Origin of the sequence: Marinomonas primoryensis (assembly GCF_013372285.1) — a bacterium.
GTDB classification, from domain to species: domain Bacteria; phylum Pseudomonadota; class Gammaproteobacteria; order Pseudomonadales; family Marinomonadaceae; genus Marinomonas; species Marinomonas primoryensis.
In genome coordinates this window covers 1822560-1849387 of the sequence record NZ_CP054301.1, presented here as the reverse complement: position 1 = coordinate 1849387, position 26828 = coordinate 1822560, and the positions used below count along the sequence as shown (strand labels likewise).

Genomic DNA, 26828 nt, shown 5'->3' with positions numbered 1-26828 from the left:
CGACCCCAAAAAGACGATTAAATGCTAATAGAAAAAACATCAAAAATAGAGCCAAAGCCTTTAAATTCAAGGGATACAGTAGATAGGCGCTTTAGCATTGCACCCATGATGGATTGGACGACTTCAGATTACCGAGTCTTTGCTAGAACGCTTAGCAAAAACACGCTGCTTTATACCGAGATGGTGACCACAGGCGCTTTGTTGCAAGGTAATCATCCTGAAAGATTCTTACGATACGATGAGTGCGAGCACCCTATTGCGTTACAGCTTGGTGGATCAGACGCCGTTGCGTTAGGAAAATGCGCGAAAATGGCTGAACAGGCAGGCTTCGATGAAGTAAATCTAAACGTTGGTTGCCCAAGCGATCGAGTTCAAAACAGTTTGATCGGCGCCTGTTTGATGGCTCACCCTGACAAAGTGAAAGACGCTATGCGTGCGATGCAAGATGCGTGCAGTATTCCGGTGACAATCAAACACCGTATTGGTTTGGATGAGCAAGAAGAATACAGCGTGGTGCGCGATTTTGTTGGTGACATAGCCACTACTGGCATCACGACCTTTATTGTTCACGCGCGTAATGCCATTCTGCAAGGCTTGAGCCCGAAAGAGAACCGTGAAGTACCACCATTGAAATATCATTATGTGCATCAGTTGAAGAAAGATTTCCCAGACCTTGAAATCATCTTAAACGGTGGCATAAAAACCTTAGAAGAATGCCAAGAACAATTAGCACACGTCGATGGCGTTATGGTTGGACGTGAGGCTTATCATAATCCTTGGATACTAAGCCAAGTTGATGAGCAGTTGTTTGGCGGTCAAGCGCTTGTTCATGATCGCTATGAAGCGTTAGACGCTTTTGTTCCGTACGTGGAGCGTAAGCTAGAAGAAGGCGAGCGATTATTGCACCTCACCCGACATATTTTGGGTATTTTTCAAGGAGAAGCAGGCGGCAAACAGTTCCGTCGTTATCTTTCTGAAAATGGTCATAAAGCCGACGCAAAGATAAATGTATTATTAGAGGCCATTGAATTGGTCAAACATCATCAACAAAAAGGATAAAGCAATGAGCAATAAGTTATCTCAACTAAAAGAGTTCACGACCATTGTGGCTGACACCGGCGATATCACGGCAATCAAAGACTTTTTACCTGAAGATGCAACCACTAACCCATCTTTGATGCTTAAAGCCGCGCAAATTCCAGAATACGCTCCTTTCCTTGACCAAGCGGTTGCTTGGGCAAAAACTCAAAGCAACGATAAAGATCAGCAAATTTTAGACGCTGGCGACATGCTTGCGGTGATCGTTGGTACTGAAATCCTGAAATATGTTCCAGGTCGGATATCTACTGAAGTAGATGCCCGTTTGTCTTTTAATAAAGAAGCGACGTTAGCAAAAGCACGTAAATTGATCGCTCTGTATGAAGACGCTGGTGTTTCTCGTGAACGCGTTCTAATCAAAGCCGCGTCTACTTGGGAAGGCATCAAGGCCGCTGAAGAACTAGAAAAAGAAGGCATCAACTGTAACCTGACCTTGCTTTTCTCTTTTGCTCAAGCCAAAGCTTGCGCTGAAGCCGGTGTTTACCTGATTTCACCTTTTGTTGGTCGTATTCTTGATTGGTACAAAAAGTCGACTGGCCAAGATTACACCGCAGAAACCGATCCAGGTGTGGTGTCTGTTACTGAGATCTACAACTACTATAAAGAACATGGTTACAAAACCGTTGTGATGGGCGCAAGCTTCCGTAATATCGGTGAAATCGAACAACTTGCTGGCTGTGATCGTTTGACTATTAGCCCGAACCTGCTTGAAGAATTGAAAAAAGACGAAGGCAAGCTTGAGCGTAAGTTGATTCCAACCACTAATGTGAAACCAGCGCCTGCTGCGGTTACAGAAGCAACTTTCCGTTGGGCTATGAACGAAGACGCAATGGCGACAGAGAAATTGTCTGAAGGTATTCGTAACTTTGCTGCCGATCAGCGTAAGTTAGAAGTCACTTTGGCCTCTATGCTGTAATCATGGCGACTGCGGAAAAAGTTAAAAACGCGACCTAGGTCGCGTTTTTTATGCCCCTTTATTTTATGCTTGCATGCTTCTATCCTACATAAAAGCCACCATGTAACGAGCAACTGATAATGACTGAATTTGAAAAAATGATCCGTGGTGATACTTTTAATGGGATTGATACAGACCTTCGCCTGCGCAGAGAAACCGCTCGTCTAGCGTGCGCCAAATTCAATGCGCACCCAAGTAAAGGCAATTTGCGCCATATTACTCGTTTGTTTGCTGAGTTTGGCAGCGTTGTCATCGAACCCGGTTTTCAGTGTGATTACGGCTCTCAAATTCACCTTGGTAAAAACGTGTTTATTAACTTCCATTGCGTCTTTCTAGACAGTGCACCTATTCATATTGGCGATGATGTCTTGATTGGCCCAGGCGTGCATCTTTATACGGTCGATCACCCAAGAGACGCGAAATTACGTGCTTCGGGTGAATGCTTCACACGACCTATCACGATTGGCAATAATGTGTGGATTGGTGGCGGCGCCAAAATCTTACCCGGCATCAACATTGGCAATAACGCCATTATTGCCGCAAATGCCGTCGTTACTCGCCACGTAGAAGAAAATGAGCGCTATTTCGGATAATCGGCTCAATGTTTTTTTTGCATAATTACGCTAAAAAACCACACTTTCATGCTTTAACGAACGTTCGCTGAACTCTTTCTACAACTGGGTAAGTAATCGGCAATTGTTAAGGAAATACCCTCTTCGCCCCTCTTGTCTCGACAATTTTCTATATACTGCACTGAAACACGCGAGAGAGGTCGCTTTATGAAAAATTGGATTCTATTTTTAGCTAGTCTTGTGGCGCTTGGTGCAAACGCCTCAGATGTCGACATTGGCAATGATTCCTTAAACATCGATCAAATTACACAGTTTAATGGTACTCCATGGGGTATCGCCGTGCTTAATGATCAAGAAGCCATCATCACTATAAAACAAGGTGATGCCTACCGAGTCAATTTAGTCACAGGTGAAAAACAAGCGCTGACCGGACTCCCTACTGTCGATAACGCCGGCCAAGGCGGTTTACTGGATGTGGCTAAGTCGCCCGTATTCACCGAACAAGGATGGTTGTATTTCACCTATTCAAAGCCGTCGAATGAAGGATCACGCACCACGCTCGCACGGGCTAAGTTGGTTAATAACACCCTTACCGAATGGCACGACTTACTCGTCTCAGACTCTGCCACGACGGAAACAAAACACTATGGCGGACGCATAGCCTTTGACGATCAAGACCATGTGTTTTTCTCGGTCGGTGATCGAGGCGTCAGAGAAAACGCGCAAGAACTGACCAATCACGCTGGCAGCATTATTCGCTTAAGCTTGGATGGTCAAGTGCCAGCGGACAACCCTTTTGTAACGCACGCCAACATCAGAAATGAAATTTGGAGTTACGGACATCGTAATCCTCAAGGTTTATTTTATGACACAAACAGCCATACTTTATGGTCAAACGAACATGGACCAAGAGGCGGTGATGAAATTAATCTGATTCGTCCAGGTGCTAACTATGGTTGGCCAATTGTGTCTTACGGCAAGGAATATTGGGGACCTATCGATGTGGGCGAAGGCACAGAAAAAGAAGGTATAGACAATCCTGCTAAAGTGTTTATTCCGTCGATTGCGCCCAGTAGCTTATTACGCTATCAAGGTATTTTGTTTTCCAACTGGAACGGTGACTTTCTATCGACGGCACTCGCATTAAGGCATTTAAATAAGGTGAAAATTGAGGCTAACGGTGAAGTAACAGAAACACGTTACCTTCAAAACTTAGATGAACGACTGCGCTCTATTGCTCAAGATTCAAAAGGGGCACTCTATATTGGTACGGACTCTGGAAAGCTTTTAAGAATCACGCTGACCACGGCCACCACCCTTAAAAATTAAGTTAAGGGCATCCTTTGCTGCCCTTAACATCACTAAAATTTACACTTCTAGAACAACGCAATTTCGTCCGCTGTTTTTGGCTTTATATAAACGTTGGTCAGCAATCGAATATAAATGCTTAAAATCACCACCGTCTTCGTTACTGCTTGAAACACCAATACTAGCCGTATAACAAATATCATGGCCATTAAAGCGAAAAGGCGTGTCGTGAATATACTGACAAAACGACACTGCCCATGCCTTGCTTTTCGACGCTGACATCAGCACACAAAACTCTTCGCCACCTAAACGAAACAGTTGTTCGCTGTCTCCCTCATGAGCTCTCAACCTTTCAGCAAAATCAACCAAGACAGCGTCGCCAATGTCGTGACCATAGTTGTCATTCACTCTTTTAAAATGATCCAAGTCGATTAAAACAAACGCCAGCCCATCGCCATCTTTTTTTGCCGCTTTAAACTGTTGCTCATATTTAGCGATCATATTCCGGCGGTTAGCAAGGCCCGTTAAAGGGTCTGTTGAAGCCACTACCGTTAAGGTAGCCAACATTTTTTTATATATTTTTTCTGCGCCATGAGTAAGCCCCCAGAGAAAAAGATAGGCAAAGACTAAATTGATCACAACACTAACGAGTTGAATACCATGTGGTTCATAGAAGCGTAAATATAAAATTATCGCCACTAACGCGAGGCAACCACCGTTCAACCACACCGCAATACGACGCCCCAACATTAAGTAGGAACTCATAGGAAAAATTAACACCCACACCTGTCTTCCTGAGAACAAAGGCGAAAATGCAACCGTGGCCAAAATGCCTAAAAATATGAAGGACACATAAAAGAAAACGACCCATTGGTAATATTGCCATCGCCTGGGAAGAAACCACACACTGATTGTTAAAATAAGAAGAAAGGTTTCAATAAATGCAACAGTATAATGTTCCGCAAGGATATTGAGAGAAACAAGAATAAGACAGGAAACGCCAATCACCAGTAAAAAAACCTTTAATAAGGTTTCACTGAAAAGGTCATCGTTAAACCAATGAGATACTGGAAGCTTCTTATTCATTCATCACCATTGCTCCAATTATTCAGACCAGCTCGTCTCTTCAGGCTGGTCATTATTAGAAAACGCTTCATCGTCACCCCAAGAGTCATCGCCCCAGGAATCGTCATTGCTATCCTCGCCCCAACTACCATCAACCGAGCCTTCATGTGATTGCTCTTTTCGTGGGGGGTTACCGTCATAAACATCATACGCTCGACTCTGTAAATACACGTCTCGGATAAAGCTGTACCGGTCTCCTACAATCAAAGATTCAGCGCTAAGCAAACGAGCACGAGTATCGACAACATCCAGAGCCATCAATCCCAATTTATCATCACGGCTCAAATTAAGAGCTTCTGTTTCGTCAATATACGTGTATTCAACCGCTAAGCCCGAACCATCACGGACGGTTGAAGGACCAAAAAATGGCAATACTAGATAAGGACCAGATGAGACTCCCCAGTATCCTAACGTTTGGCCGAAATCCTCTTTATAATGTTTTAGCCCCAGCTCGCTTGCGACATCAAAAATACCAAACCAGCCTGCGGTACTATTAATCAAAAAACGAAAAGTGGAAGAGGCCGTCTCATCCCATTTTCCTTGTAATAGATTATTAGTGATGTTTCCAATTTCGCCAAGGTTAGAGAAAAAATTGCTTACCCCTTTTTGCACGGGATTAGGCGTTACCGCTTTATATCCTTTCGCAATGGGCTTTAAAACGGCCCCATCAATGGCATCATTAAAGGTAAACATAGAGCGATTGAAACCCTCCCATGGGTCCTCTTCGGTTGCTGCCACCGCCGCTTGCGAAAGTAGCAGTAAACTCAAAAACAAAGAACCAATCACATTTAGCATTGTATTTTACACACCTTTAAAATGACCTTAATGGAAAAGACACGAACTCTTCCGACACTAAACCAGTTTTTTCACTTCTTGCCATTGCTTTGCCAAACGCTTCTCAGATATTGACTCCAAAGTGCCGACAGACTGGGCAAACAATGAAATACGATACTCTTCTAACATCCAACGATATTTCACTAATTCAGGATCATATAACACTTTATCATCGTGCGCTTTTTTCTGGCGAACATAGGTTTGCCACAAATTTTCTAATTCCGTCACATAGGCATTTTCTTTATTCAAATGGTTTTGAAAACGCTCTAACCTGACTTCAATCCCTTTAAAATATCGCGGCAACTGCCCAAGCCAAAATAACGGTGTATTGCCAATAAAACCAGGATACACCAGCTGACCTAACTGAACTTTAATATCACCGTACACTCTTGTCCAAGGCAGAGGAATACTGCCTTTCATTTTTTTAGCCACGCCCTGATAAGAAGACAATACCCGATACAGCTGTTCTGCCATCTCGTTGGCAACACTCACCAAACTAAGCTTATGTGTCGACACGCACTGTTCAAACTCTTCTTTTGTGCGCGGTAAAGATCGTCCATCTAAAAACACCTTGTCTAACACGGCATTCAACAGATCATCCAATAACGTTTCTTTCTGCCCCAGTGGCGAAAAGATCAACATGGACTCTCTTAAATGCGGTAGGTTCTTTTGTAAATAGCGCATTTCCTTACTTAAAGTCAATTTTAGTAGCGTAATAACGCCTTTTCGGTGTGTTTCTATCGCCGTGTTACGGTCATCAAACATTTTTAAAGCAACGCTTTCCCCTTGGGCGACCAAGGCAGGAAATGCGGTGACTTTAATACCTGCCTGCTTAATTTCTTGGCGCTCTGGAATGCCTTGCTCTGGCCAAGTGGTTAATCCTTCTTGCTCATGTTGCTTCGTACCAAACTTGGCAAAGCTCTCTTGAACAAGATCACTAAATTGCGTTTGGAGTTGCGCAAGATTTTTACCCACTCCTAGCACCTTGCCACGTTCATCAACAACTTCTAGATTTAGAGTAAGATGAGAATCTAGTTTTTCTGCATTCCATTCATTCAGAGGAATATCAATCAGGGTTTCGCGCTTAATCTGCAAGCTAAGTTGCTCAAGCAGGTCACCCTTTTCTTTCGACAAGTTGGGATAGACACGATCCACAAACTGAGGAATCGGCACAAAACGACGACGTAATACTTTGGGGAGCGCTCTTAATAGCGCTTCACAGCGCTCCTTAATAAAGCCCGGCACCGCCCACCCTAGATCTTCTAAACTTAACTGTCTTAATAATCCAACAGGGACTTTTAACGTCGCGCCGTCGGTTTCTTTGCCCGGATCAAACTGATAATCAATCGGTAACGCCACGCCATTCAAACCAAAAGAGTCTGGAAACGCGACGTCGTCCACATGAACGTCTTGATTAACCAAGTCATCACGGGTCATAAGCAGCGCATCGGGAGACTTTTTAACAAAGTATTCTAGGCTTTTTAAGTTACGTACATCCGCGGGTAAACGCTGATCATAAAAAGCAAACACCACTTCATCGTCCACCAAAATATCGCGTGTACGCAGTTTAGCTTCTTGCGTTTCGAGCCCTTCAATCAACGCTTTATTTTTACGAAAAAAGGCTTGTTTGGTACGAAGTTCACCTTCCACCAATCCTGAACGAATGAAAATTTCACGCGACTCTTCAGGGTTTACGTGGCCGTAGTCCATGCGCCGTTTAGCCACAATGACCAATCCATACAAAGACACTTGCTCTTGAGCCATGACGCGCCCTTGAGTGCGCTCAAAGTGCGGATCAAAATATTGACGTTTCACAAAAGGTGCGGCGTATTCTTCGATCCAAACAGGATCAATTCGTGCCGTGACACGCGCATAAAGCTTGCTGGTCTCGACTAATTCGGCGGCCATTATCCATTGTGGTGGTTTTTTAAATAGCATAGAACCTGGAAAGATCGCCAATTTACGTGAACGGCAACCGAGCATTTCCTTGCTGTCTTCCATCTTATTCGCGACTTGTGTAAATAAGCCGGCCAATAAAGATCGATGGATGGCTTCATAATGACGCTCTTCATGCTGAACCTCTTTGAAACCAAGCTGCTTACAGGCAATCATGATTTGACGATGGATATCTCGCCATTCTCGCATGCGCATAAAATTCAAAAATTGCTTACGGCAATATTGACGAAGTTGATTCTGAGATAATTCTTGGCGTTGGGTTTCATAACGCTCCCATAAATTCAGAAAAACGGCAAAATCTGAGTCTTCGTCTTTGTCTACAGCATGCGCTTGGTCAGATTGCGCTTTTTTATCTTGAGGACGCTCCCGTGGATCGGGAACGGATAACGCACTGACAATAATCGCTACTTCTTTTAAGACACTGTGCTGTTCGGCAGCAATCAAGATCCGCCCCAGTTTCGGGTCAATCGGTAATTTGGCGAGCTGTCGGCCGACGGTTGTCAATCGTTCATTTTTCAAAGCGCCCAGTTCTGTCAATGCTTGATAGCCATCGTTGATCATGCGTTTTTCAGGCATTTCAAGGAAAGGGAATTTTTCAACTGGCCCCAACTTCAAATTCGCCATCTGCAAGATAACTGACGCCAAATTAGTACGGAAAATCTCTGGATCCGTAAATTCAGGGCGATTACTGAAGTCTGCTTCGTCATAAAGGCGAATACAAATACCGTCTGCCACACGACCACATCGCCCTGCTCGTTGATTGGCGCTGGCTTGGCTGATTTTTTCGATGGGCAGTTGCTGAACTTTGGATCGCACACTGTAGCGGCTCATACGCGCTAAACCGGGATCAATCACATAACGAATACCCGGAACGGTTAACGAGGTTTCTGCGACGTTGGTCGACAATACAATGCGACGTCCAGAATGAGATTTGAAAATACGCTGCTGCTCGCTCGCACTTAATCGAGCGTACAAAGGCAAAACTTCGGTGCCACGCAACTCGGCTCGGCGTAAAATTTCAGCGGTCTCACGAATTTCACGTTCACCCGGTAAAAACACCAAAATATCACCGGCACCGCGATAGCCTGACGTTCTTTCTTCGGCAATCAATAATTCCACCGCGTCCAGAACTCCATGTTCCATGCTTTGGTCTTCGTCCAGCTCTTCCGAATCTGACTTACTCAATAACGGCTGATAACGCACTTCTACCGGATAGGTTCGACCAGACACCTCAATAACCGGCGCCTTATCGAAATGCGTTGAAAAGCGCTCTACATCGATGGTCGCAGACGTCACAATGACTTTTAAATCAGGACGTGCCGCTAGTACTTGTTTTAAATACCCCAGCAAGAAATCGATGTTCAAGCTTCGTTCGTGGGCTTCATCGATGATAATAGTGTCGTATTTATAAAGCAGTTTATCTTGCTGTATTTCCGCCAGCAAAATACCGTCTGTCATTAATTTGATCAGCGTTTCTTCATTACTTTCGTCGCTAAAACGGACTTGAAAGCCAACTTGCTCACCAAGCTTAACCTGCAGTTCATCACTGATTCGTTCCGCCACACTGCGCGCCGCAATTCGACGGGGCTGAGTGTGCCCAATAAGACCCGCTAAGCCACGCCCTGCTTGCAAACACATCTTAGGCAACTGAGTCGTTTTACCGGAGCCCGTTTCACCCGCAATAATGATGACTTGGTTTTCTTGAATCGCCTTGATAATTTCATCGGCGCGGGCCGCAACAGGCAAACTCTCGTCATAGGTGATTTTAGGCATACGAGCCGTACGCGCTTGGTGCAACGCACTCGACTTTTCGATAATAGCGTCAAGTTCATTTGCCATACGGTCACTGGGTAAACCGTCTTTTCGGCGCTTAGCAAGTTGCTCTTGTTTACGGACAATAAGATGACGATCACGTGTCATCACAGGATGATTTGGCATGGTATTAAAAAAGTATCCTAATTGATTGGCACTGGTGTTATTTGATAAGTGCGCAGCGGGTGCCGTTTCTATCTATATAATTGGAAATTCTAACATTAATCCCCATGAAGAGGTTATAGTGAAACCAATATGCTGCATTTGATCGGCAGCAACCACTCATTGACCAAAAAAGGAAATGGTATGTCTAATCACGTATTTGAAGATAACTCTCTTACTATTGGTAATACGCCACTGGTACGTTTAAACCGCATTGGTAATGGCAATATTTGGGCGAAGCTCGAATCTCGTAACCCTGCTTTCTCGGTAAAATGTCGTATCGGTGCCAATATGGTGTGGGATGCGGAGAAAAAAGGCATTCTAAGCAAAGGCAAATCGATTGTTGAAGCATCCAGTGGCAACACAGGTATCGCCCTGTGCTTCGTTGCGGCGTCTCGTGGTTATCCTATTACGATCACAATGCCATCCAGCATGAGCATAGAGCGTCGCCAAGTTATGAAAGCTCTCGGCGCGACCATCGTATTAACGGAACCAGCGAAAGGCATGAAAGGCGCGATTGCCAAAGCAGAAGAAATTGCACAAGACGAAAACGTGGTACACCTTCAACAATTTGATAATTCCGCCAATCCAGAAATTCATGAAAAAACCACAGGCCCAGAAATCTGGACAGACACCAATGGCGAAATTGACGTTTTCGTAGCTGGCGTTGGTACGGGCGGTACGATCACAGGCGTGAGTCGCTACATTAAAAACACCCAAGGCAAAGCCATTATCAGCGTTGCCGTAGAACCCACCAGCTCCCCTGTTATTACACAAACCATGAAGGGCGAAACGCCATCACCATCGCCTCATAAAATCCAAGGCATTGGCGCAGGTTTTATACCGAAAAATTTAGACCTGTCTATGGTGGATCGAGTTGAGCAAGTGACTAATGAAGACGCGATTGACATGGCAAAACGTCTAATGCGTGAAGAAGGCATTTTATGCGGTATTTCTTGTGGTGCCGCCGTGGTGGCGGCAGAACGATTAAGTAAACTGGCCGAGTTTAAAGACAAAAAAATCGTCGTGGTATTACCTGACTCTGGAGAACGTTACTTGTCTACAGCTTTGTTTGAAGGTGAGTTCACCGACAACGAACTAGTACAGTAAGCTTCCTTATGGCATAAAAAATCCCGCTTAGGCAAACGCTTAAGCGGGATTTTTTGCATCTAAATTAGCGTCATTTATTAATGCACTTTTTTCGTACCGTAACGAACCATGTCTTTGCCGTTTTCATACACATCTGCACTCACCCAGCGCCCCAAGAGCAATTGCTGATTATCATCCAGCACAGCAAGGAATGGGCGGCCGTTTGTATTATTTGTGGCCAACGCAACACCAGCTGCATTAGCAAGGCCTAAGCCTCCGTTTTCTATCGCACGTAAAAACGTCTCAAGCTCGGCTAAGGTTTCAATTACATCGTTGTCATTAATCATTCTATCTACTCTGTTGCATCAATAATGGCGCTAGAATAACAGTTATTGCAGCTCGATAAAAACAGGAAGGTAAGACACATTATGTTGAGAAATGAAAAGTGACGTTTTATGGACTAAAAATGTCTTTAAACATAACAAGATAAAAAAATATGGGGACTCCTCCAAGAAGCCAGCCAAGAATGGAAAATAAAAGACCGGAGTAAATCCCCCCATTAGCAGCAAACTGAGATATTAATATTACCGCCACATAAGATGAAACGATAAAACTAGACACCACGAGAAATAACGCAAGGCTAATTAGAGGACTGTCTAAACTCTTCCCGTAAGCCAACATATAAATACCAAGAACGCCTGCGAAGGATAAAACCGGCACCAAGTATAGAATCAAAAATTTTACGACGGTACTCATGCTTCTTCCTTTGCGTAATGTGTACTCAACAACCTGTTGTGTTGCACATTCGAAGTGGCCCCAGTTAGAACCTATTTCCAGAGAAAATTTAGATTATGAAGCCTCAAAAAGACAAAGCAAAACCCTAAAACGAAGTCAAACGACAGTGTCCAGCGATTGGGCTTGCTTTGGCGAAGGTGCTTTTAAGCAAAAAGGGGTCCGACCCTTTTGCTGTTTTTCTACAAAATGACTTATTTACTTAGTTCAAAACGGTCTTTAGAACGGTTTTAATATACCTTTAATTTATATACAATTCATACCTAAATTTTAATTATCTGGAGTGCTCTGATGCGCCAATTTATAACTCTGATGGCTTTGTTCTTGGGTGGTTGGAGTAGTTTAGTAGCCGCTGCTGACAAAACCCTTGAAATTGGCTATATGCCTATTATTCCTATTTCCCAAGCGTTTATTGTTTTAGAGGGTGATACCTTGGAAAACGCGGGGGTTAGCGATCCTAAATTGTTTCAGTTTCAAAATGGTCCAGCCATTGTACAAGCGCTGTTGGCCGGTCAGTTAGACGTTGCTTATCTTGGTATTGGGCCAGCCATGGTTGCTCGCGCTAAAGGAGCGGATATTAAAGTAGTCGCTTCTAATATTGTTGAGCAAATCAGCATGGTGGCGTTAGGTAGCTTGTCTCCATACTTTGATAACGGTGATGCGAAAACTGCGTTTGCCCGCTTCAAGGCTGATAAAGGTCGTAACGCGGTTATTTCCACTTTCCCTAGAGGGTCTGTGCCAGAAACGGTGTTGCAGTATTGGTTGCAAAACCAGTTAGGCATGAGCCGTGATGAGATTAAGCAAAACATCGACATTATTTACCAAGGTGCCGCTCAAGTTCAACAAGCTCTAATGACCGAAGCTGTAGACGGCGCGGCGATTTTGGAGCCGGTAGTCAGTATCATTCGTGACCGAAAATCCGATGCGAAAGTCGTCGCATCTGGCTCTGGTATGTTCCCAAATCAGCCCGGTGCGGTGTTGGTTGTGCGTGAATCATTAATCAATGAGCATCCTGAGTTGGTGAAAGCATTAGTAAAAGCGCACATCGCGGCAACCGACCAATTGCGTAATGATCCAGAAAAATCGCTGAAATCCGTTGGTAAATATGTCGGTGGCGGTCGCTTACCAGAAAAGATTGTCTTAAATGCGTTGAAAAACTCACATAATCAGTTCCAAGCCGATCCGAATGCCATTATTGACGGCACTCGTATCATGCATGATTTTCAAGCCAGCCAAGGCACACTTAAAGTCAAAGTCGACCTCGAAGCCTTGTTTGATATTCGTTTTTATAACGATCTAGTTAAGGAGTAATTCCCCGTCATGGCATCACAGGCTCATCCTTTAACACGTACCCGATTAGGACGTGCTTTACTGGGAATCATCGGTGTGGCGGCGTTTGTCATGCTCTGGAAATACGCCCAATCAGCAGGTTGGGCAGCAGCAGGCACCATACCAGACCCATTTAGATTGCCACAAGCATTGGCCGATGAGTGGACATCCGAGCGTTTGATGCCAGCGGTTCTTTCTAGTTTGATTCACTACGCTTGGGGCTTGGCGATTGGGACTTTTCTTGGTTTCTTAGTCGGTACATTGGCAGCCTCCTCCTCCTTGCTAGACGCGTTACACGCTTGGTTAGCACGAATTCTTCGACCCATCCCTCCTTTGGCTTGGGTCGTCTTTGCCATTGCTTGGTTCAAAGTCAGCCATGCCGGAGCCGCCTTTGTTATTGCTATAGGCGTGTTCTGGGTAAACTACTTTGCGACCTATTCTGCTGTACGCAACGTGGATTCTCGTTTTTATGAGTTAGCGCGTGCTTTTGGTCAGAATGGGCATTTACGTCAGGCGCTTCAAGTGACTTTACCGGGAGCGGCAACGGGTATTTTCTCAGGCATGCGAACCGGAATCGGTCAAGCTTGGATGACGTTAATCGCCGCTGAGTTGTTGGGCGTTCCAGGTATGGGACAAGAGATGAATTCAGCCGCTGGCGTAGGTGCTTACGAAGTGGTGGTGGTTTACATGCTGATTATTTCTCTGGTTTACACCCTGAGCGATACCCTATTTGGTTTCATTGAAAAGCGAGTGTTAACATGGCGCCCATCCTAAATATTGAAGACTTAAGTTATCACTATGATAACAATCCAGAGCCAGTTTTTGCTGATTTGAATCTTCGAATGGAAGACGGTGAGTTCATCGCGGTCGTGGGTGGCTCTGGTGTTGGCAAATCGACTCTGTTGCGTTGTGTTGCAGGTCTAGCGACGGCAAGTCATGGCAACATCTCTCTTCATGTTGAAGAAGATGATACTCGACGCTCTCGTGGGGTTGTGTTTCAGGATGGTCGTTTAATGCCTTGGCGTCGATTGCGTAGCAATGTGGCTTACGGCCTAAAAGGGCTTAAATTGACGGCAGATGAGAAACGCGCCCGCGTGGATGAGGTGCTGAAACTGGCTAGACTTGAAGAGTTGGCCGAGCGTTGGCCACACCAATTGTCTGGTGGGCAAGTTCAGCGTGGCGGCATTGCCAGAGCATTGGCGGTCCAGCCTCACTTGTTATTAATGGATGAACCTTTCAGTGCGGTAGACGCCATCACCCGTCAACATTTACAAGATCAGTTATTGGCGATCTGGGAACAGACTCGCAAAGCGGTGATGTTTATTACCCATGACATTGAAGAAGCGATATATTTGGCAGACCGTGTCGTGGTGCTGTCTGGCTCGCCTGCGAACATAGTGTTAGACAAACACATAGACCTGCCTCGTCCGCGTCGTCGCGGCACAGACGCATTGCAAAAATTAGCTCAAGACATTGCAAACGCACTTTAATTTTTAAAAGGATACAGTTATGGCTGTTACTCAGTTGTTGATCCATGCGCCAACAGTGGATGCTTTGAAACGAGCTCAGAATAACGCTCGTAATTTGCTTAAATTGGAATCTGATGCCCAAGTGGAAATCGTCGTCAATGGTCCTGCGACGGCGTTGGCTGTCACTTTAAATGACGAGGATATTTTAAGTCGATTGGTAATTTGTCGTAATAGTCTGCAAGCTCAAACACTTTCCGCTCAACCTCAGGTTAGGCAAGTCGACGCAGCGGTTCAGTACCTTGCTCATCAGCAAGCAAAAGGTTGGTCTTACATTCGCGCCTAAGCTGTTTTTCAATCGCCTAGTAAACTACTTTGGTGTTTGTTAATTCGAGGGGGAACCCCATCTTCCGTCTTCCCCTTAAAGAAAGGGGAAGAAACTGAGTGATTTATTGCTTCACCTTCCGTCTTCCCCTTGAAGAAAGGGGAAGAAACTGAGTGATTTATTGCTTCACCTTCCGTCTTCCATTGAAAAAGTGGAAGAGACTGAGTGATTTATTACTCTCACCTTTTGTATTAGTTCGCTTTGATCTGGCAAACCACTTCACCACCTTCAAACACACACAATTCACCTTCTTCCATTTGTTGCCAAGTCTCATCATGGGTCAAAGGTTGTGTGGCGATAACGGTGACGACGTCTTTGTCTGTGGTGACTTCTTTGAAATCAATAATGACGTCTTCGTCTGATAAGGTGGCTTTTTTGAACGGCGCACGCCGGGTGATCCAATGCAATTTGGTGGTACAGAAACAATATAAACGCACACCGTCGGACAGCATCATGTTGAACACGCCACGACTCTTTAGTTGTAAGGCTAATTCAGACAGTATGGTTGATATTTCGTCCAGTGATGGTTCGCTTTCGCCCAAGCGCGCTTGAAGCTGTTCAATGATCCAGCAAAAAGCCCGTTCAGAATCGGTGTTACCTAGTGGATGATACAGTGTGATTGGCAGTGCGTTTGCATCTTCTAGTTGTCCATTGTGCGCGTAAGACCAGGTTTTATCCCACAATAAGCGGCTAAATGGATGCGTATTTAACAAACACACTGCGCCTACGTTGGCTTGTCGAATATGGCTAATGACGATGTCACACTTTAATGATGTATTACTGATTACTTCCGCTATGTCTGAGTCTGCACTAGGGCTTGGGTCATGCAGTGTCCACACATTAGTATCACGATACATTGCCATCCCCCAGCCATCTTTATGAGGACCAGTGCGCCCACCACGAGCGCGTAAACCAGAAAAACTAAAGCAAATATCGGTTGGCACATTGGCACTCATGCCCAATAACTCACACATCGTCTGTATCATCACTCTTAAGGGATTTGTTTTTTTGCATACGTCGATATAAGAATATACCAGCGGCGATAATCAAAATACCGCCTAGATTTAAGCCTATGTACATCATCCATTCTGTTTTTGACAAGCTATCTGTCTTTTCAACGGCCTTAACAACATCTGACGTTTGAATGTCAGCGGCATCAGTTTCAGAAGACAGCTCACCATCTTCTTCCACTTCATTAACCACCGAGACCGCAGGAAGAACCATGACTGGCATCAAATCTCTGTTGGATGAAGGGATCGACATTAATAACATGCTAGTAGGATCAACATCGTCCAATCCTACCGTCGGCGCTTCATCCCCTTTCCGGTTAAAGTGCCAAAAGGGTGTCCAATAGTCGAAACGCAATCCAGTTTGGGTCATGCCAATGAGCTTAGCTCGAACTTTCACATTGTCGTCCGCGGACACTGGAATAATTTTTTCCCAATAACCTTGGCCAACCAATTGCATCTCTTCTGTTTCAGTCGTGCCATTGTTGTAGGTAAACTCAAGCTTTATATTTGAACGTGATACATTCAGTTTCAGGTTGACTGGATGGGCAGAAAAAGCAATTAAATTACCGCCTGGGTTTGTGCCTTTAAAGTCGATAGCAGGATGCACGGTAAAATATTGGCTGAGCTGCCGCGAAAATGTTTTGCCATCCAACAGACTCACTAATTCATAGTTACCCGGTTCAACAATACCTTCTAAGCGCTGCTTAAACTGTCCATTGGTTTGAGTCATATCGTGGGACAAAATCGTTTCTTTTTGCTCTCCACTCAACCGTATTAAGGTTTGCTTTACCGTCACCAAATTCAGAATATTATCATCTTTAATGATCACGTTTTTTTGGAACAAACCAACGGTTGAATAAATAGGTTCATTCACAAATACAATGGGAGCAATTTTAGTAGCTTGGGAGCTTAGGTTGGTAATCACCCTAATGCTGCTACGCTCAAGGTCCACATTATTGACTTGCCACACACCAGCATCCGGCATACGCACTGTGATTAGTGTGTAATGGTCCGATGCCGCAACGGAAGCATTACGATCATTAACCAGAGACAAAAGTGAACCATCTGGCTTAACGACGTGCGGTTGTACGCCATCTTCATGAAATACCACTAACGTTAGCTCATCAATTGCATCATCAACAACAAATTGATTGCCATCAAACGGCAATTCATCAGAAGGTGATGCCTGCGTAAAAATTCGATCAAAGGTATCGAGTAAATCTTCTGGAATGGCGACTTCTGTATGAGTCGCATCGGTTCTTAGCGAAAGAGATTCAAGTAGGTCTTTATCGGTATAACCTGTCATAGACACTGTATGAAGATGAATGTCTCGCTCTTCTAACCTAGCCATTAACTCATTTAAAATACGATCACGAGAGGCTTTGTTCACCACCTCATCCAAACTAATGTCAACCATACCGTCCGTCACCAGAATCCAGTGGCGGTTAAATTCAGGCGCTAAGTTTCCTGAGTCCGGTGTGTCCAGCAAGAGTTTAATAATGGCTTCTAGGTCGGTTTTCACATCCTGCGTGACGTAGCTGTTTACATAGCTGGCTAATTTAGACTTTGTGGCTTTGTTGACGATAGATTCTGGCAACAGCACACGAGGCTCTTCACCAAACAACCAAATGCCTAAGGTCGCTTCTTCTTCAGGGGCGAGATTTGATATAAGACGGAGCGCTTCCGAAGTGAGCTTATCAGGATCACTGATCAGCATACTGCCAGAAGCATCCACAATAACGCGGAATTGAGTGTCCGCCTGACTCAACGGCGCCCAAAAGGACAATACAGCCGATAACAACACAGTATTTATTTTCAACCACTTCACGTTTGCGAACTCCTTGAACTACTTTGCTGAAATTAGCGACCATTCACCGCAACTAAGTTATATCATACGGTTCGGGTGTACCATGTACCCACTTGATAATATGGGTTTCCCATTCTTCTTCGTCAACTGTTTGCTCGTTTACGGCATAGTGTCGAACCGTCAATCCTTGTCGAAGCATTTCTTTGTTACTACCAACCACCAAAGGGTGCCAATTTGGCAACGCTTTCGTTTCGTGTAAAACGCGATAACTGCAAGTATCTGGTAACCATTGAAACTCATCAATTTGATTCGGTGTTAACGTAATACAGCTCGGTACTTCCGTTTTTCGAGTCTCATATACCTTACATTGGCAACTTGCAGCATTCAGCTGATGACAAGAAAGGTTGGTATAAAAAACCTCTTCTGTATCATCATCCTGCAACTTTTGAAGACAACATTTTCCACAACCATCGCAAATAGATTCCCACTCTACAGGAGACATTTTCTCCAATGGCGTGGTTTTCCAAAAAGGTTCGTAACGCTTTGCAATCATTATCTGAACCCGAGTAGTTAATAAACAGCTTGTGTCGGAGTTTTATACAAATCCAACAGATACTCTTCTTTTACTGGCGGTAGCTGCAAGTAAAAGCCTTTTTCCCGAATGCCTTTAATCACATTTTCAGGGTTCGCTCTCGCCAGCTTACTTTCTGCTGTTAAAAGCATGACCATTGCGCTAATCCCCTTTCCAAAGCGTGTCATTAGCTCTTCAGGAATGTCCTTAAGACCTAGGCTTTTCTCTACATACAAATACATCCCGTCATGTTTTGAAGAGCGAAATACTTGTACGATTAAATGCTGTTTCATAAATTTCTCTTAACTAGTTTTGCGCCATCTTAGGACTTTTTTTAATTTTTTCTATTTTTTAAACGTATTTAATATGGGGTCAACAATAACGTCTCGTCGCCACCCTTTTATGGCGGGGTTCTGCCAGTCCACAGGACTACCATCAAACAAGTGTCGCACTAAAGGATCTAACAGTTTACGCTTCATCATGGCTTCTGGCGCAATCTTTAATGTTTCAGATTGTTCGCGAACAAAAGACTTAATCGATTTGGTTAAATCTCCCGCTTGAGAAGGCAACGGCACATCCAACGGCAACTGGTACTCATCCGCAGACAATTCGTTTACCAAAGCGACATTTTGTAAGATCACCTCACCGTATAAACGATGTTGACGTCCAGTCAGTTCTTCTGCCTCAGAAACCGCTTTATGATGAGTCGGTAAGGTATTCGCCAAAGACCATAATGTACGATCTTTTAATATTTGACCTTTAGGAACGTCTTCTTTGCGAGCTTGTTCATCACGCCAAATAAACAACAATCTCAACAGTGTTAAACCGGCTGGAGACAAACGCCACGCCGTTTTAATACCAGCCCAATTCTGCTCAGGGTCAGAATTCATCTGATATTGCCACTTCAGCGACTCACAGTCTTCCAACACCCACTCAAGCATGTTTTTTTCTTCTAAGCGGGCAATTTGCATTGGATACATTTTTGCCAAGTACACAACGTCTAGCGCCGCATAACGTTTTTGTGCATCGGTCAATGGACGTTGAACCCAATCCGAACGCGTTTCGTCTTTTGCGACTTCGATCTGCAAATATTCATGAATCAGCTTCACGTAACTCAGCGACCATTGGGCGCTCGCATAGGCTTCACCGATCTGAGTGTCGTAAAACGGTATTGGTAATACGCCCAATAAACGATCAAATACATCGAGATCTTCAGAACACGCGTGAAACACCTTCATCACAGAAGGGTTCACCATTAAGGTTCGAAGCGGTTCCCATTCGTCGATACTCAATGGATCAATTAGCACGGCTTTATCGCCTTCACTAATTTGAATGAGCCCCGTAATAGGAAAATAGGTCGTGCGGCGAATAAATTCCGTGTCAACCGCAATGACTGGCAACTGCGCCCAGTAATCACACCATGTCGCCAGCGAGTCGTTATCCGCAACCCAAATAATATTCAGAGCATCATCTTGATCATTCATACTAGAGTTTCTTCCGTCCCTCTAGCGCCAACGCCAGAGTATTCCCATCCACGTATTCCAGTTCACCACCCATAGGAACTCCATGAGCAATTCGACTGACGTTGATGTTCAATGTTTTTAATTTCTCGGCGATATAGTGACAAGTGGCTTCACCTTCTACCGTCGAGTTAGTGGCAATAATCGCCTCTTCTACTTCGTTATGCTGTACTAAGGCTTCAAGACGATCTAAGCCCAACTCTTCAGGACCAATGCCATCAATCGGTGACAAGTGCCCTAATAAAACAAAGTAACGTCCTGTGTAAGTACCCGCCGACTCAATTGCCACAACATCCGCTGGCGTTTCAACAATACACAGGCGCTTAGCGTCGCGCTCGGGATCTCGGCAAAGTTGACACTCTGACTCTTCCGTCAATGTACGACAACTTGAACAACGCCCGACTTTGTCGAGCGCTTCACGCAATGAATTCGCCAGTCTATCGGCCCCTTGATGACCACGTTCCAATAAATACAGCGCCATTTTCTGAGCCGATCTTGGACCCACGCCCGGCAAACAGCGCAATGACTCAATTAACTCTTTTATTAAGGGACTGAACAAAGCAAGCTCCTAGAACGGCATTTTGAAACCTGGTGGCAAGGACATACCCGCCGTTGCAGATTCCATTTTTTCTTTTTGACTCACTTCAATATTACGCACCGCATCGTTAACCGCAGCGGCAATTAAGTCTTCTAGCATTTCTTTGTCATCCGCGAACAAAGAGTCATCAATAGACACACGCTTTACATCATGACGGCCTGTCATGACAATTTTCACAAGACCAGCACCCGCTTGACCTTCAACTTCCATATTGGCAACTTCTTCTTGTGCCTTTTGCATGTTTTCTTGCATTTGCTGCGCTTGGCGCATCATGTTACCCATACCACCTTTAAACATAATTTTCTCTCCAAATTAAGCTTTAACTTTAACTGTATCGTAAACCAACTGTGCGCCCATCGTAGCCGATAGCGCCTGCACAACTGGATGTGAATTTAAATGTTCGATGGCGACCTGCAATGCTTCCGCGCGTTTACTCGCCGCAAATTCCTCTGCCGTAACACCACTGGTGTCTTCCACCGTATCTATGATCAAAGGCACAGACATAGCGAAGAAATCGCTTAGTGCCCCTTGCACTTGCTCGTAGCGCACTTGATTGAGCATGTGCCCATATTCCAAAGGCACTTCCAAGCGAATGCCTTGATCACTGGCATCCACTAAGCTGGAATTCATTAAAATATTCTGCACCAATCCCGTCAAAGATAAACGCGGCGCCACCAGCCACCACAACTTCATGGTCAATTCATTATAGTGACTTAACGCAGGCATCGGCATGGCTAATGCGGGTTGCGCTATAGTATCAGGGACTTTTGACAACCGCGTGTCAGGCTCTTTGTTTTCTTCGATCTCGGGTGACGCAATAGGTTCCGCCCCTAATGCATCAACTAAGTCTGCTGCTGGATTAAAGGGATTAATAATATCTGCAATTTCTCGCTCTTCGGCTTCTTCTTCGTCCTCATCATCCTCGTCTGTCGCCGCGTCTAAATACTCAGCTTCCGCGACGACGAACGGCTTATTGTTTTGCTCCGATGATAGAATCGGCTCTGGCTCACTAGCAATCGATTTTTCTTCTGTTAGCGGTGAAACTTGCTCTAATGCTTCTATCACTTGTAGCGGTGTTGTTTCTTTTAACGGCACGGCTTCTTGTGACTGCACGGCTTCAGCTAATTTAGTATCCTCCGACGTGATTGGGATGATTGACTCATTCACCTCAGCCGCCAGCGGTTCAATACTCTCAGCCTCAAAAGAAGATGGCGCCTCAGTAAGAGAAACCTCTGGTGCGTCTTCCCAAGGTGGATGTTCCGCGACAGCAGACGCGAGCGTTTCTTTCTTGTCTATTACTGTTGTCGGTGTCGCCGGCATTATGGATGTCGATGGCGTTTCTATAAGGTCATCGACGGCAACGCCTACTGACTCATCGTCGGGTGTTTTTTTTTCTGTTGTGGCTTGCGGCGAGGCGTCAACTTCCGGCGCTGTTTGGATTGCTGCCGGTGCGCCATGGCTTATCACCATAGGTGGCGTGGGACGGAAGGCAATTAACCTTAACATCAGCATTTCAAAACCAGCACGGGCTGAATGCGCTAGGTATAAATCACGACGGCCAATCAACAAACTCTGATACATAACTTGTATTTCTTCAGAGCTTACATTGGCAGCAATAGTTTGAATTCTAGCCAAATCTCCAAGCTGATCAGCCAGAGCGCCCGGCACCTGTTGCTCTATCGCTACGCGATGCAAGGTGTCCAATAAACTGCCACAAATCGCAGTGAAATCAGGTTGATAATCAGCAAGTTGTTCTATGAGAGACAGTACTTGTGCGGCATTTTTAGAGGCAACCACTTCCAATAAATCCAACACCTGGGCTTGGTTAATCAGGCCCAACATAGCCGTCACACCAGATTCAGAAATAGTGCCATTACCAAATGCAATCGCCTGATCCGTCAAACTCAACGCATCACGCATACTGCCATTAGCCGCTTGACCTATTTGCCATAGCGCGGGCTGATCAAAATTGACCTTCTCTGCATTAAGCACAGTTTGCAAATAATCGACCACGCGCTGTGGTGTCATGTTTTTAAGATTGAATTGCAAACAACGGGATAACACAGTGACAGGGAGTTTTTGCGGGTCGGTTGTCGCCAATAAAAATTTAACGTGTTCTGGCGGCTCTTCAAGTGTTTTTAATAAGGCATTGAAGGAGTGAGTGGACAGCATGTGCACTTCGTCTATCAGGTAGACTTTAAAGCGGCCACGAGTCGGCGCGTACTGCACATTTTCTAATAACTCACGGGTATCTTCTACTTTAGTACGAGAGGCCGCATCAACTTCGATAAGATCAATAAAACGACCTTCCGTAATCTCACGGCAACTGTCGCATGTACCGCAAGGTTCGGGTGAGATTCCATTGGTTTCACAGTTCAAGCATTTAGCAAAAATACGGGCAATGGTGGTTTTACCAACACCACGTGTTCCGGTAAACAAATAGGCATGATGTAAACGCTGTTGGCGCAAAGCATTGACCAACGCTTGGAGTACATGGTCTTGCCCAGCCATTTCAAGAAAATTTTGTGGGCGCCATTTACGTGCTAAAACTTGATAACTCATGATGGATACTGGCTGATAAAAAGCGATTTTTTATTGTACGGCAGTCCGAAGCATTTCGAAACCACTCTTAGTCTACTGTACGACAGGTAATGGGGAGAAATAACAAAAAACTTCACTATAAAGATCAATAGCTTGTATTTAGAACAAAAATTCGCCCAACGCAGTCGGGCGAATGCCAAGCAGACTAGCTCGTTTTGGCTTCATGTACCTTACGCTGACGCTCTTTTTCCAAGGCTTTTTCGACACGATGTTTCTCAACAGCGTCAAACACTTCCGCACCGATATGCTCTTCACCACGAGAACGCGCAAGTTGAACTTGGTGCTCACGCTCGATAAAACGCTGGCGCTGCTCGTCGGTAAACTTATCAAAACAATGCACACAACTCACGCCCTGGACATAGCGTTCGTCTTGCTTTTCGGCTTCCGTGATTGGCATACGACAAGCATGACATTGGTCGTATTCGCCTTTTTCTAAGTCGTGGTTGACAGAAACGCGATTATCAAACACAAAACATTCGCCTTCCCACATAGTGTCTTCTTTCGGCACCTCTTCCAAGTATTTCAAGATGCCACCTTCAAGATGGTAAACCTCATCAAAACCCTGCTCCAACATGTACGCCGTGGATTTTTCACAGCGAATACCGCCAGTGCAGAACATGGCAACTTTTTTGTGCTTAGCAGGGTCTAGGTTTTCTTTTACATAGGTAGGAAATTCGCGGAACGTATCAGTTTTAGGGTTAACTGCATTTTTGAATGTACCGATTTGCACTTCGTAATCATTACGCGTATCGACCAAAACCACATCGGGATCAGAAATCAACGCATTCCATTCGCTTGGTTTAACATACGTACCTACCACGCGTTTAGGGTCAATACCTTCAACACCCATGGTGACGATTTCTTTTTTAAGTTTCACTTTGGTGCGGTAGAACGGCATGCTTTCGTCATAAGATTCTTTGGAAACAATATTGTCTAGGCCGGGTTGCAGATCCAACCACGCCAATAAAGCATCAATACCTTCACGAGGCCCTGCCACGGTGCCGTTAATGCCTTCGCTTGCCAATAATAAAGTGCCACGAATAGCATTATCTTCTAATGTTTTTTGAAGCGGTTCGCGAATGGACTCGAAATGAGGCAGTTCAACAAATTTATAAAGGGCACAAACAACGACGTTAGACATATTCTTTCTCCTATGCGATCTGGAACGTAAAACCAGAGCAATTAAACAAGGCGCGCATTATAGAGATTTACAACGACCTTTTCGAGACTATTACTATAAAAACCTGATACATCATGTGGATTAAAAACAAACATATTGTTTTATTGATCTGGATCAAGCGTCATACTGGTGGTGTTATTAATGCGAAACCAACCCGCAATACTGTGGCGAGTTCGATTGGCCACAACAACCTCATGATAAAAACACTCACTCAAAAAAACCGCCAAACGCCCCTTTTTAGGATAGAAACGCCCTATTTCAATCGTTGGGTCGTTCTCATCGTAGATAACCAACTCACCCCCCTCTCCTTCTTGCCAACCTTCGTTCAAATACAAGACAGTCGATAAAATACGGTTACTTTCACCTTTAAAGGCATCTATGTGCTTTTCATAAAAAGCGCCGGTTTCATAACGAGCAAAATGCGCCTCATAATCAAACAAGCCCAAAAACAATCGACGATTAAGCGCGACACGCAAATCTTCCATCATCTTCAAGAAATCTTTTTTAATCGGTTTGTCCGGGTCGATCCATTGAATATAATCACGGCGAGTGTCTAGAACCACTTGATGATCTTGCTTTCGCCCTACACCTGCTTGCTGCATGTAGGCGATGTGAATATTCTCCACTTCATCCATCAAAGCCTGAGTAAAATCCGTTGAAAAAAAGTCATCCTGAACACTCCAGCCTTTTGTCTGTAAATCTGTCAATACATTGGAGAAAGGCGCTTCACGACTAAACGCTGGGATCGAATTTTCCACATAAAGATGGTTAGTCATAAAGACATCGGTAGACATAGATAGATTAATCACTTTTAAAAAGGCAAAATTGCCACGGGCGCTATGATACTGTAGCCACAACGCCAACACATCAAGATTTCGCCACATAGATTTAAAATAAGATGAGCCAACCGTTCGTATTACGAGACTATCAAAACCAAGCCGTTGAGGCGTCTCTCGCTCACTTTCGCAGCAGCGACGATCCTGCTGTTATTGTTCTTCCTACTGGCGCGGGTAAAAGCCTTGTTATTGCAGAGTTGAGCCGCCTTGCAAAGGGGCGAGTCATTTGCCTTGCTCACGTTAAAGAACTGGTAGAACAAAATCACGCTAAGTTTCTTGCCACAGGTTCTTCCGCTGGTATTTTTTCCGCCGGTTTAAGCCAAAAAACCAGTTCAGCAAAAACGACCTTTGCCAGCATTCAATCCATTTCTGCAAGCCTCACCGCCTTCGATGAACCAGTGAGTCTAATCATCATTGATGAATGCCACCGGGTCAGTATGGAAGAAAGTGGCCAATACAACAAAACCATCGAGCACTTTAAGACGCTCAACCCTAAGGTTAAAATCCTTGGTTTAACGGCAACACCGTATCGACTAGGAAGCGGCTGGATTTATCATCGTCATTACCATGGTTACACTCGCCAATGCACAGACTCTATTTTTAAAAAATGCATTTTTGAATTACCCCTGCAACATATGGTAAAAAAAGGCTATTTAACACCACCGATTCACTATGATGCTGCCATTGCTCACTATGACTTCAGCCTTCTCACAGAAAGCTTAGACGGCGAACAAAACACCGATGATATCGCGTTAAACGAGCTAATCCACAAACACCCTCGCGTCACCAAAGCTGTGGCTGAGCAAATCCTTCAGCTCAGCCAAGATAGACAAGGTGTAATGATTTTCGCGGCGACAATCGATCACGCCAAAGAAATTGCCAGCTACTTACCAGAAGAACAAACCGCCCTTATTACGGGCAAGACTAAAATCAAACAGCGCGACGCGTTAATAGCAAATTTTAAGGCCAGAGAAATAAAATTTCTCGTGAATGTCTCTGTGCTAACTACGGGGTTTGATGCGCCCCACGTAGACGTAATCGCTATTTTACGGCCAACTCAATCCATCAGTTTATTCCAACAAATTGTCGGTCGCGGCCTACGATTAAGCCCAGGTAAAAAAGACTGTTTGATTCTGGATTACACCAATAATGGCTATAATATATTCCAACCGGAGATTGGCGAAAAACGCCCCACTCAAGATTCAGTCGCCGTGCAAATACATTGCCCTGAATGTGATTTTGCCAACACCTTTTGGGGAAGAAAAGACGCCGAAGGTAATATCATTGAACATTTTGGACGCCGCTGTCACGGGCTAGTAGAAACCACTGAAGGTGAAGTGCAATGCTCGTATCGCTTTCGCTTTAAATGCTGCCCCTATTGCAATGAAGAAAATGACATTGCAGCAAGACAGTGCCAACACTGTTCAGAAAAGCTCATCGATCCTGACGATTTATTAAGAAGTGCGCTAAACCTAAAAAACAACAAGGTATTGCGTTGCTCTGACATTACGCCGGAGATCGATGTAAAAGACAAAAGCATCAAAATCACCTATCACGATGAAGATGGATTAACGCTTTCTGAGACGTTTCGCTTTAACTACAAGAAGTCACGACAGGCTTTTAATGATCTTTTCGGCCGCCGCATCGCCAATGGCATCCAATCGGTTCAATTCGACACCCTAGAAGAGGTTGAACCCTTCTTACCCTACCTTCCCACTCCAGATTTCGTCATCGCAAAAAAACAAAAGCAACATTGGCAAGTAACAGAGCACCTATTTGACTACCAAGGCCCTTATCGAAAGGCCAATGAATTACAGTAGAA

The 26828-nt window shown here is 44.6% G+C and carries 25 protein-coding genes; 10 read left to right on the top strand and 15 right to left on the bottom strand.

Annotated features, from left to right (window positions below; genetic code table 11):
• Positions 1-21 precede the first annotated feature (21 nt).
• The 4 genes from dusA (at position 22) to MP3633_RS08435 (ending at position 3954) form a co-directional block, all read left to right on the top strand.
• Positions 22-1059: a tRNA dihydrouridine(20/20a) synthase DusA gene (gene dusA, locus MP3633_RS08450; protein ID WP_176335214.1), complete on the top strand. Its 1038-nt coding sequence runs from the start codon at positions 22-24 to the stop codon at positions 1057-1059.
• A gap of 4 nt (positions 1060-1063) precedes the next feature.
• Entirely contained in the window at positions 1064-2014 is a 951-nt protein-coding gene (gene tal / locus MP3633_RS08445; RefSeq protein WP_176335213.1) for a transaldolase, read from the top strand.
• 119 nt (positions 2015-2133) lie between these two features.
• Positions 2134-2646: a sugar O-acetyltransferase gene (locus MP3633_RS08440; protein ID WP_176335212.1), complete on the top strand. Its 513-nt coding sequence runs from the start codon at positions 2134-2136 to the stop codon at positions 2644-2646.
• A gap of 186 nt (positions 2647-2832) precedes the next feature.
• On the top strand, positions 2833-3954 hold the full coding sequence (locus tag MP3633_RS08435; RefSeq protein ID WP_112139157.1) for a PQQ-dependent sugar dehydrogenase: 1122 nt from the start codon (positions 2833-2835) through the stop codon (positions 3952-3954).
• 39 nt (positions 3955-3993) lie between these two features.
• Here MP3633_RS08435 and MP3633_RS08430 read toward each other — a convergent pair whose 3' ends face one another.
• The 3 genes from MP3633_RS08430 to hrpA are packed head-to-tail and all read right to left on the bottom strand — an operon-like array spanning position 3994 to position 9786.
• Positions 3994-5019, bottom strand: coding sequence for a GGDEF domain-containing protein (locus MP3633_RS08430; RefSeq protein ID WP_176335211.1), 1026 nt, complete (start codon positions 5017-5019; stop codon positions 3994-3996).
• Between the two features lie 18 nt (positions 5020-5037).
• Positions 5038-5853 (bottom strand): MlaA family lipoprotein, encoded by an 816-nt coding sequence (locus MP3633_RS08425; protein ID WP_176335210.1) that lies wholly within the window; start codon positions 5851-5853, stop codon positions 5038-5040.
• Positions 5854-5910: 57 nt separating this feature from the next.
• Positions 5911-9786 (bottom strand): ATP-dependent RNA helicase HrpA, encoded by a 3876-nt coding sequence (gene hrpA, locus MP3633_RS08420; protein ID WP_176335209.1) that lies wholly within the window; start codon positions 9784-9786, stop codon positions 5911-5913.
• Positions 9787-9966: 180 nt separating this feature from the next.
• Between hrpA and cysK the strand changes: the two genes are divergently transcribed.
• A complete protein-coding gene (gene cysK, locus MP3633_RS08415) occupies positions 9967-10932 on the top strand; it encodes a cysteine synthase A (protein WP_176335208.1) in 966 nt (321 codons plus the stop codon).
• A gap of 77 nt (positions 10933-11009) precedes the next feature.
• Here the strand turns inward: cysK and MP3633_RS08410 are convergent, their stop codons facing one another.
• Together MP3633_RS08410 and MP3633_RS08405 are read right to left on the bottom strand one after the other, a co-directional pair.
• Complete coding sequence (locus MP3633_RS08410) at positions 11010-11258, bottom strand: hypothetical protein (protein WP_176335207.1); 249 nt, start codon at positions 11256-11258, stop codon at positions 11010-11012.
• Between the two features lie 106 nt (positions 11259-11364).
• Positions 11365-11667: a hypothetical protein gene (locus MP3633_RS08405; protein ID WP_176335206.1), complete on the bottom strand. Its 303-nt coding sequence runs from the start codon at positions 11665-11667 to the stop codon at positions 11365-11367.
• A 327-nt stretch (positions 11668-11994) separates the two neighbouring features.
• Between MP3633_RS08405 and MP3633_RS08400 the strand changes: the two genes are divergently transcribed.
• Genes MP3633_RS08400 through MP3633_RS08385 form a run of 4 tightly spaced genes read left to right on the top strand, consistent with a single transcriptional unit; the run spans position 11995 to position 14844 of the window.
• On the top strand, positions 11995-13014 hold the full coding sequence (locus tag MP3633_RS08400) for an ABC transporter substrate-binding protein (protein ID WP_176335205.1): 1020 nt from the start codon (positions 11995-11997) through the stop codon (positions 13012-13014).
• A gap of 9 nt (positions 13015-13023) precedes the next feature.
• Entirely contained in the window at positions 13024-13806 is a 783-nt protein-coding gene (locus tag MP3633_RS08395) for an ABC transporter permease (protein WP_112139173.1), read from the top strand.
• Positions 13791-14522, top strand: coding sequence for an ABC transporter ATP-binding protein (locus tag MP3633_RS08390; RefSeq protein ID WP_176335204.1), 732 nt, complete (start codon positions 13791-13793; stop codon positions 14520-14522). The genes MP3633_RS08395 and MP3633_RS08390 overlap by 16 nt, the downstream gene beginning before the upstream one ends.
• 19 nt (positions 14523-14541) lie before the next feature.
• Complete coding sequence (locus tag MP3633_RS08385; RefSeq protein ID WP_176335203.1) at positions 14542-14844, top strand: DsrE family protein; 303 nt, start codon at positions 14542-14544, stop codon at positions 14842-14844.
• 230 nt (positions 14845-15074) lie between these two features.
• Here the strand turns inward: MP3633_RS08385 and MP3633_RS08380 are convergent, their stop codons facing one another.
• The 10 genes from MP3633_RS08380 to MP3633_RS08335 all read right to left on the bottom strand — a co-directional run bounded on the left by MP3633_RS08380 (position 15075) and on the right by MP3633_RS08335 (position 24946).
• Positions 15075-15857, bottom strand: coding sequence for a class II glutamine amidotransferase (locus MP3633_RS08380; RefSeq protein WP_176335202.1), 783 nt, complete (start codon positions 15855-15857; stop codon positions 15075-15077).
• Positions 15850-17721, bottom strand: a complete 1872-nt coding sequence (locus MP3633_RS08375; protein WP_176335201.1) for a VWA domain-containing protein — start codon at positions 17719-17721, stop codon at positions 15850-15852. Before MP3633_RS08375 ends, MP3633_RS08380 begins: the two co-directional genes overlap by 8 nt.
• Before the next feature lie 52 nt (positions 17722-17773).
• Positions 17774-18253 carry a YcgN family cysteine cluster protein gene (locus tag MP3633_RS08370; RefSeq protein WP_176335200.1) on the bottom strand — a complete coding sequence of 160 codons (480 nt, stop codon included), beginning with the start codon at positions 18251-18253 and terminating at the stop codon, positions 17774-17776.
• Between the two features lie 17 nt (positions 18254-18270).
• Positions 18271-18564 carry a YcgL domain-containing protein gene (locus MP3633_RS08365; protein WP_112139184.1) on the bottom strand — a complete coding sequence of 98 codons (294 nt, stop codon included), beginning with the start codon at positions 18562-18564 and terminating at the stop codon, positions 18271-18273.
• A gap of 51 nt (positions 18565-18615) precedes the next feature.
• Positions 18616-19755 carry a ribonuclease D gene (gene rnd / locus MP3633_RS08360; RefSeq protein ID WP_176335199.1) on the bottom strand — a complete coding sequence of 380 codons (1140 nt, stop codon included), beginning with the start codon at positions 19753-19755 and terminating at the stop codon, positions 18616-18618.
• A gap of 1 nt (position 19756) precedes the next feature.
• Positions 19757-20350 (bottom strand): recombination mediator RecR, encoded by a 594-nt coding sequence (recR, locus tag MP3633_RS08355; protein WP_112139188.1) that lies wholly within the window; start codon positions 20348-20350, stop codon positions 19757-19759.
• 9 nt (positions 20351-20359) lie between these two features.
• Entirely contained in the window at positions 20360-20686 is a 327-nt protein-coding gene (locus MP3633_RS08350; protein WP_112139190.1) for a YbaB/EbfC family nucleoid-associated protein, read from the bottom strand.
• A gap of 15 nt (positions 20687-20701) precedes the next feature.
• Positions 20702-22951, bottom strand: a complete 2250-nt coding sequence (gene dnaX / locus MP3633_RS08345) for a DNA polymerase III subunit gamma/tau (RefSeq protein WP_176335198.1) — start codon at positions 22949-22951, stop codon at positions 20702-20704.
• A gap of 184 nt (positions 22952-23135) precedes the next feature.
• Positions 23136-24131, bottom strand: coding sequence for an oxygen-dependent tRNA uridine(34) hydroxylase TrhO (gene trhO, locus MP3633_RS08340; protein ID WP_176335197.1), 996 nt, complete (start codon positions 24129-24131; stop codon positions 23136-23138).
• Between the two features lie 140 nt (positions 24132-24271).
• Entirely contained in the window at positions 24272-24946 is a 675-nt protein-coding gene (locus tag MP3633_RS08335; RefSeq protein WP_244959911.1) for a 2OG-Fe(II) oxygenase, read from the bottom strand.
• Positions 24947-25068: 122 nt separating this feature from the next.
• On the opposite strand from MP3633_RS08335, the gene radD reads away from it, so the two are divergent.
• Positions 25069-26826: a DNA repair helicase RadD gene (radD, locus tag MP3633_RS08330; protein ID WP_176335195.1), complete on the top strand. Its 1758-nt coding sequence runs from the start codon at positions 25069-25071 to the stop codon at positions 26824-26826.
• Positions 26827-26828: the final 2 nt, after the last annotated feature.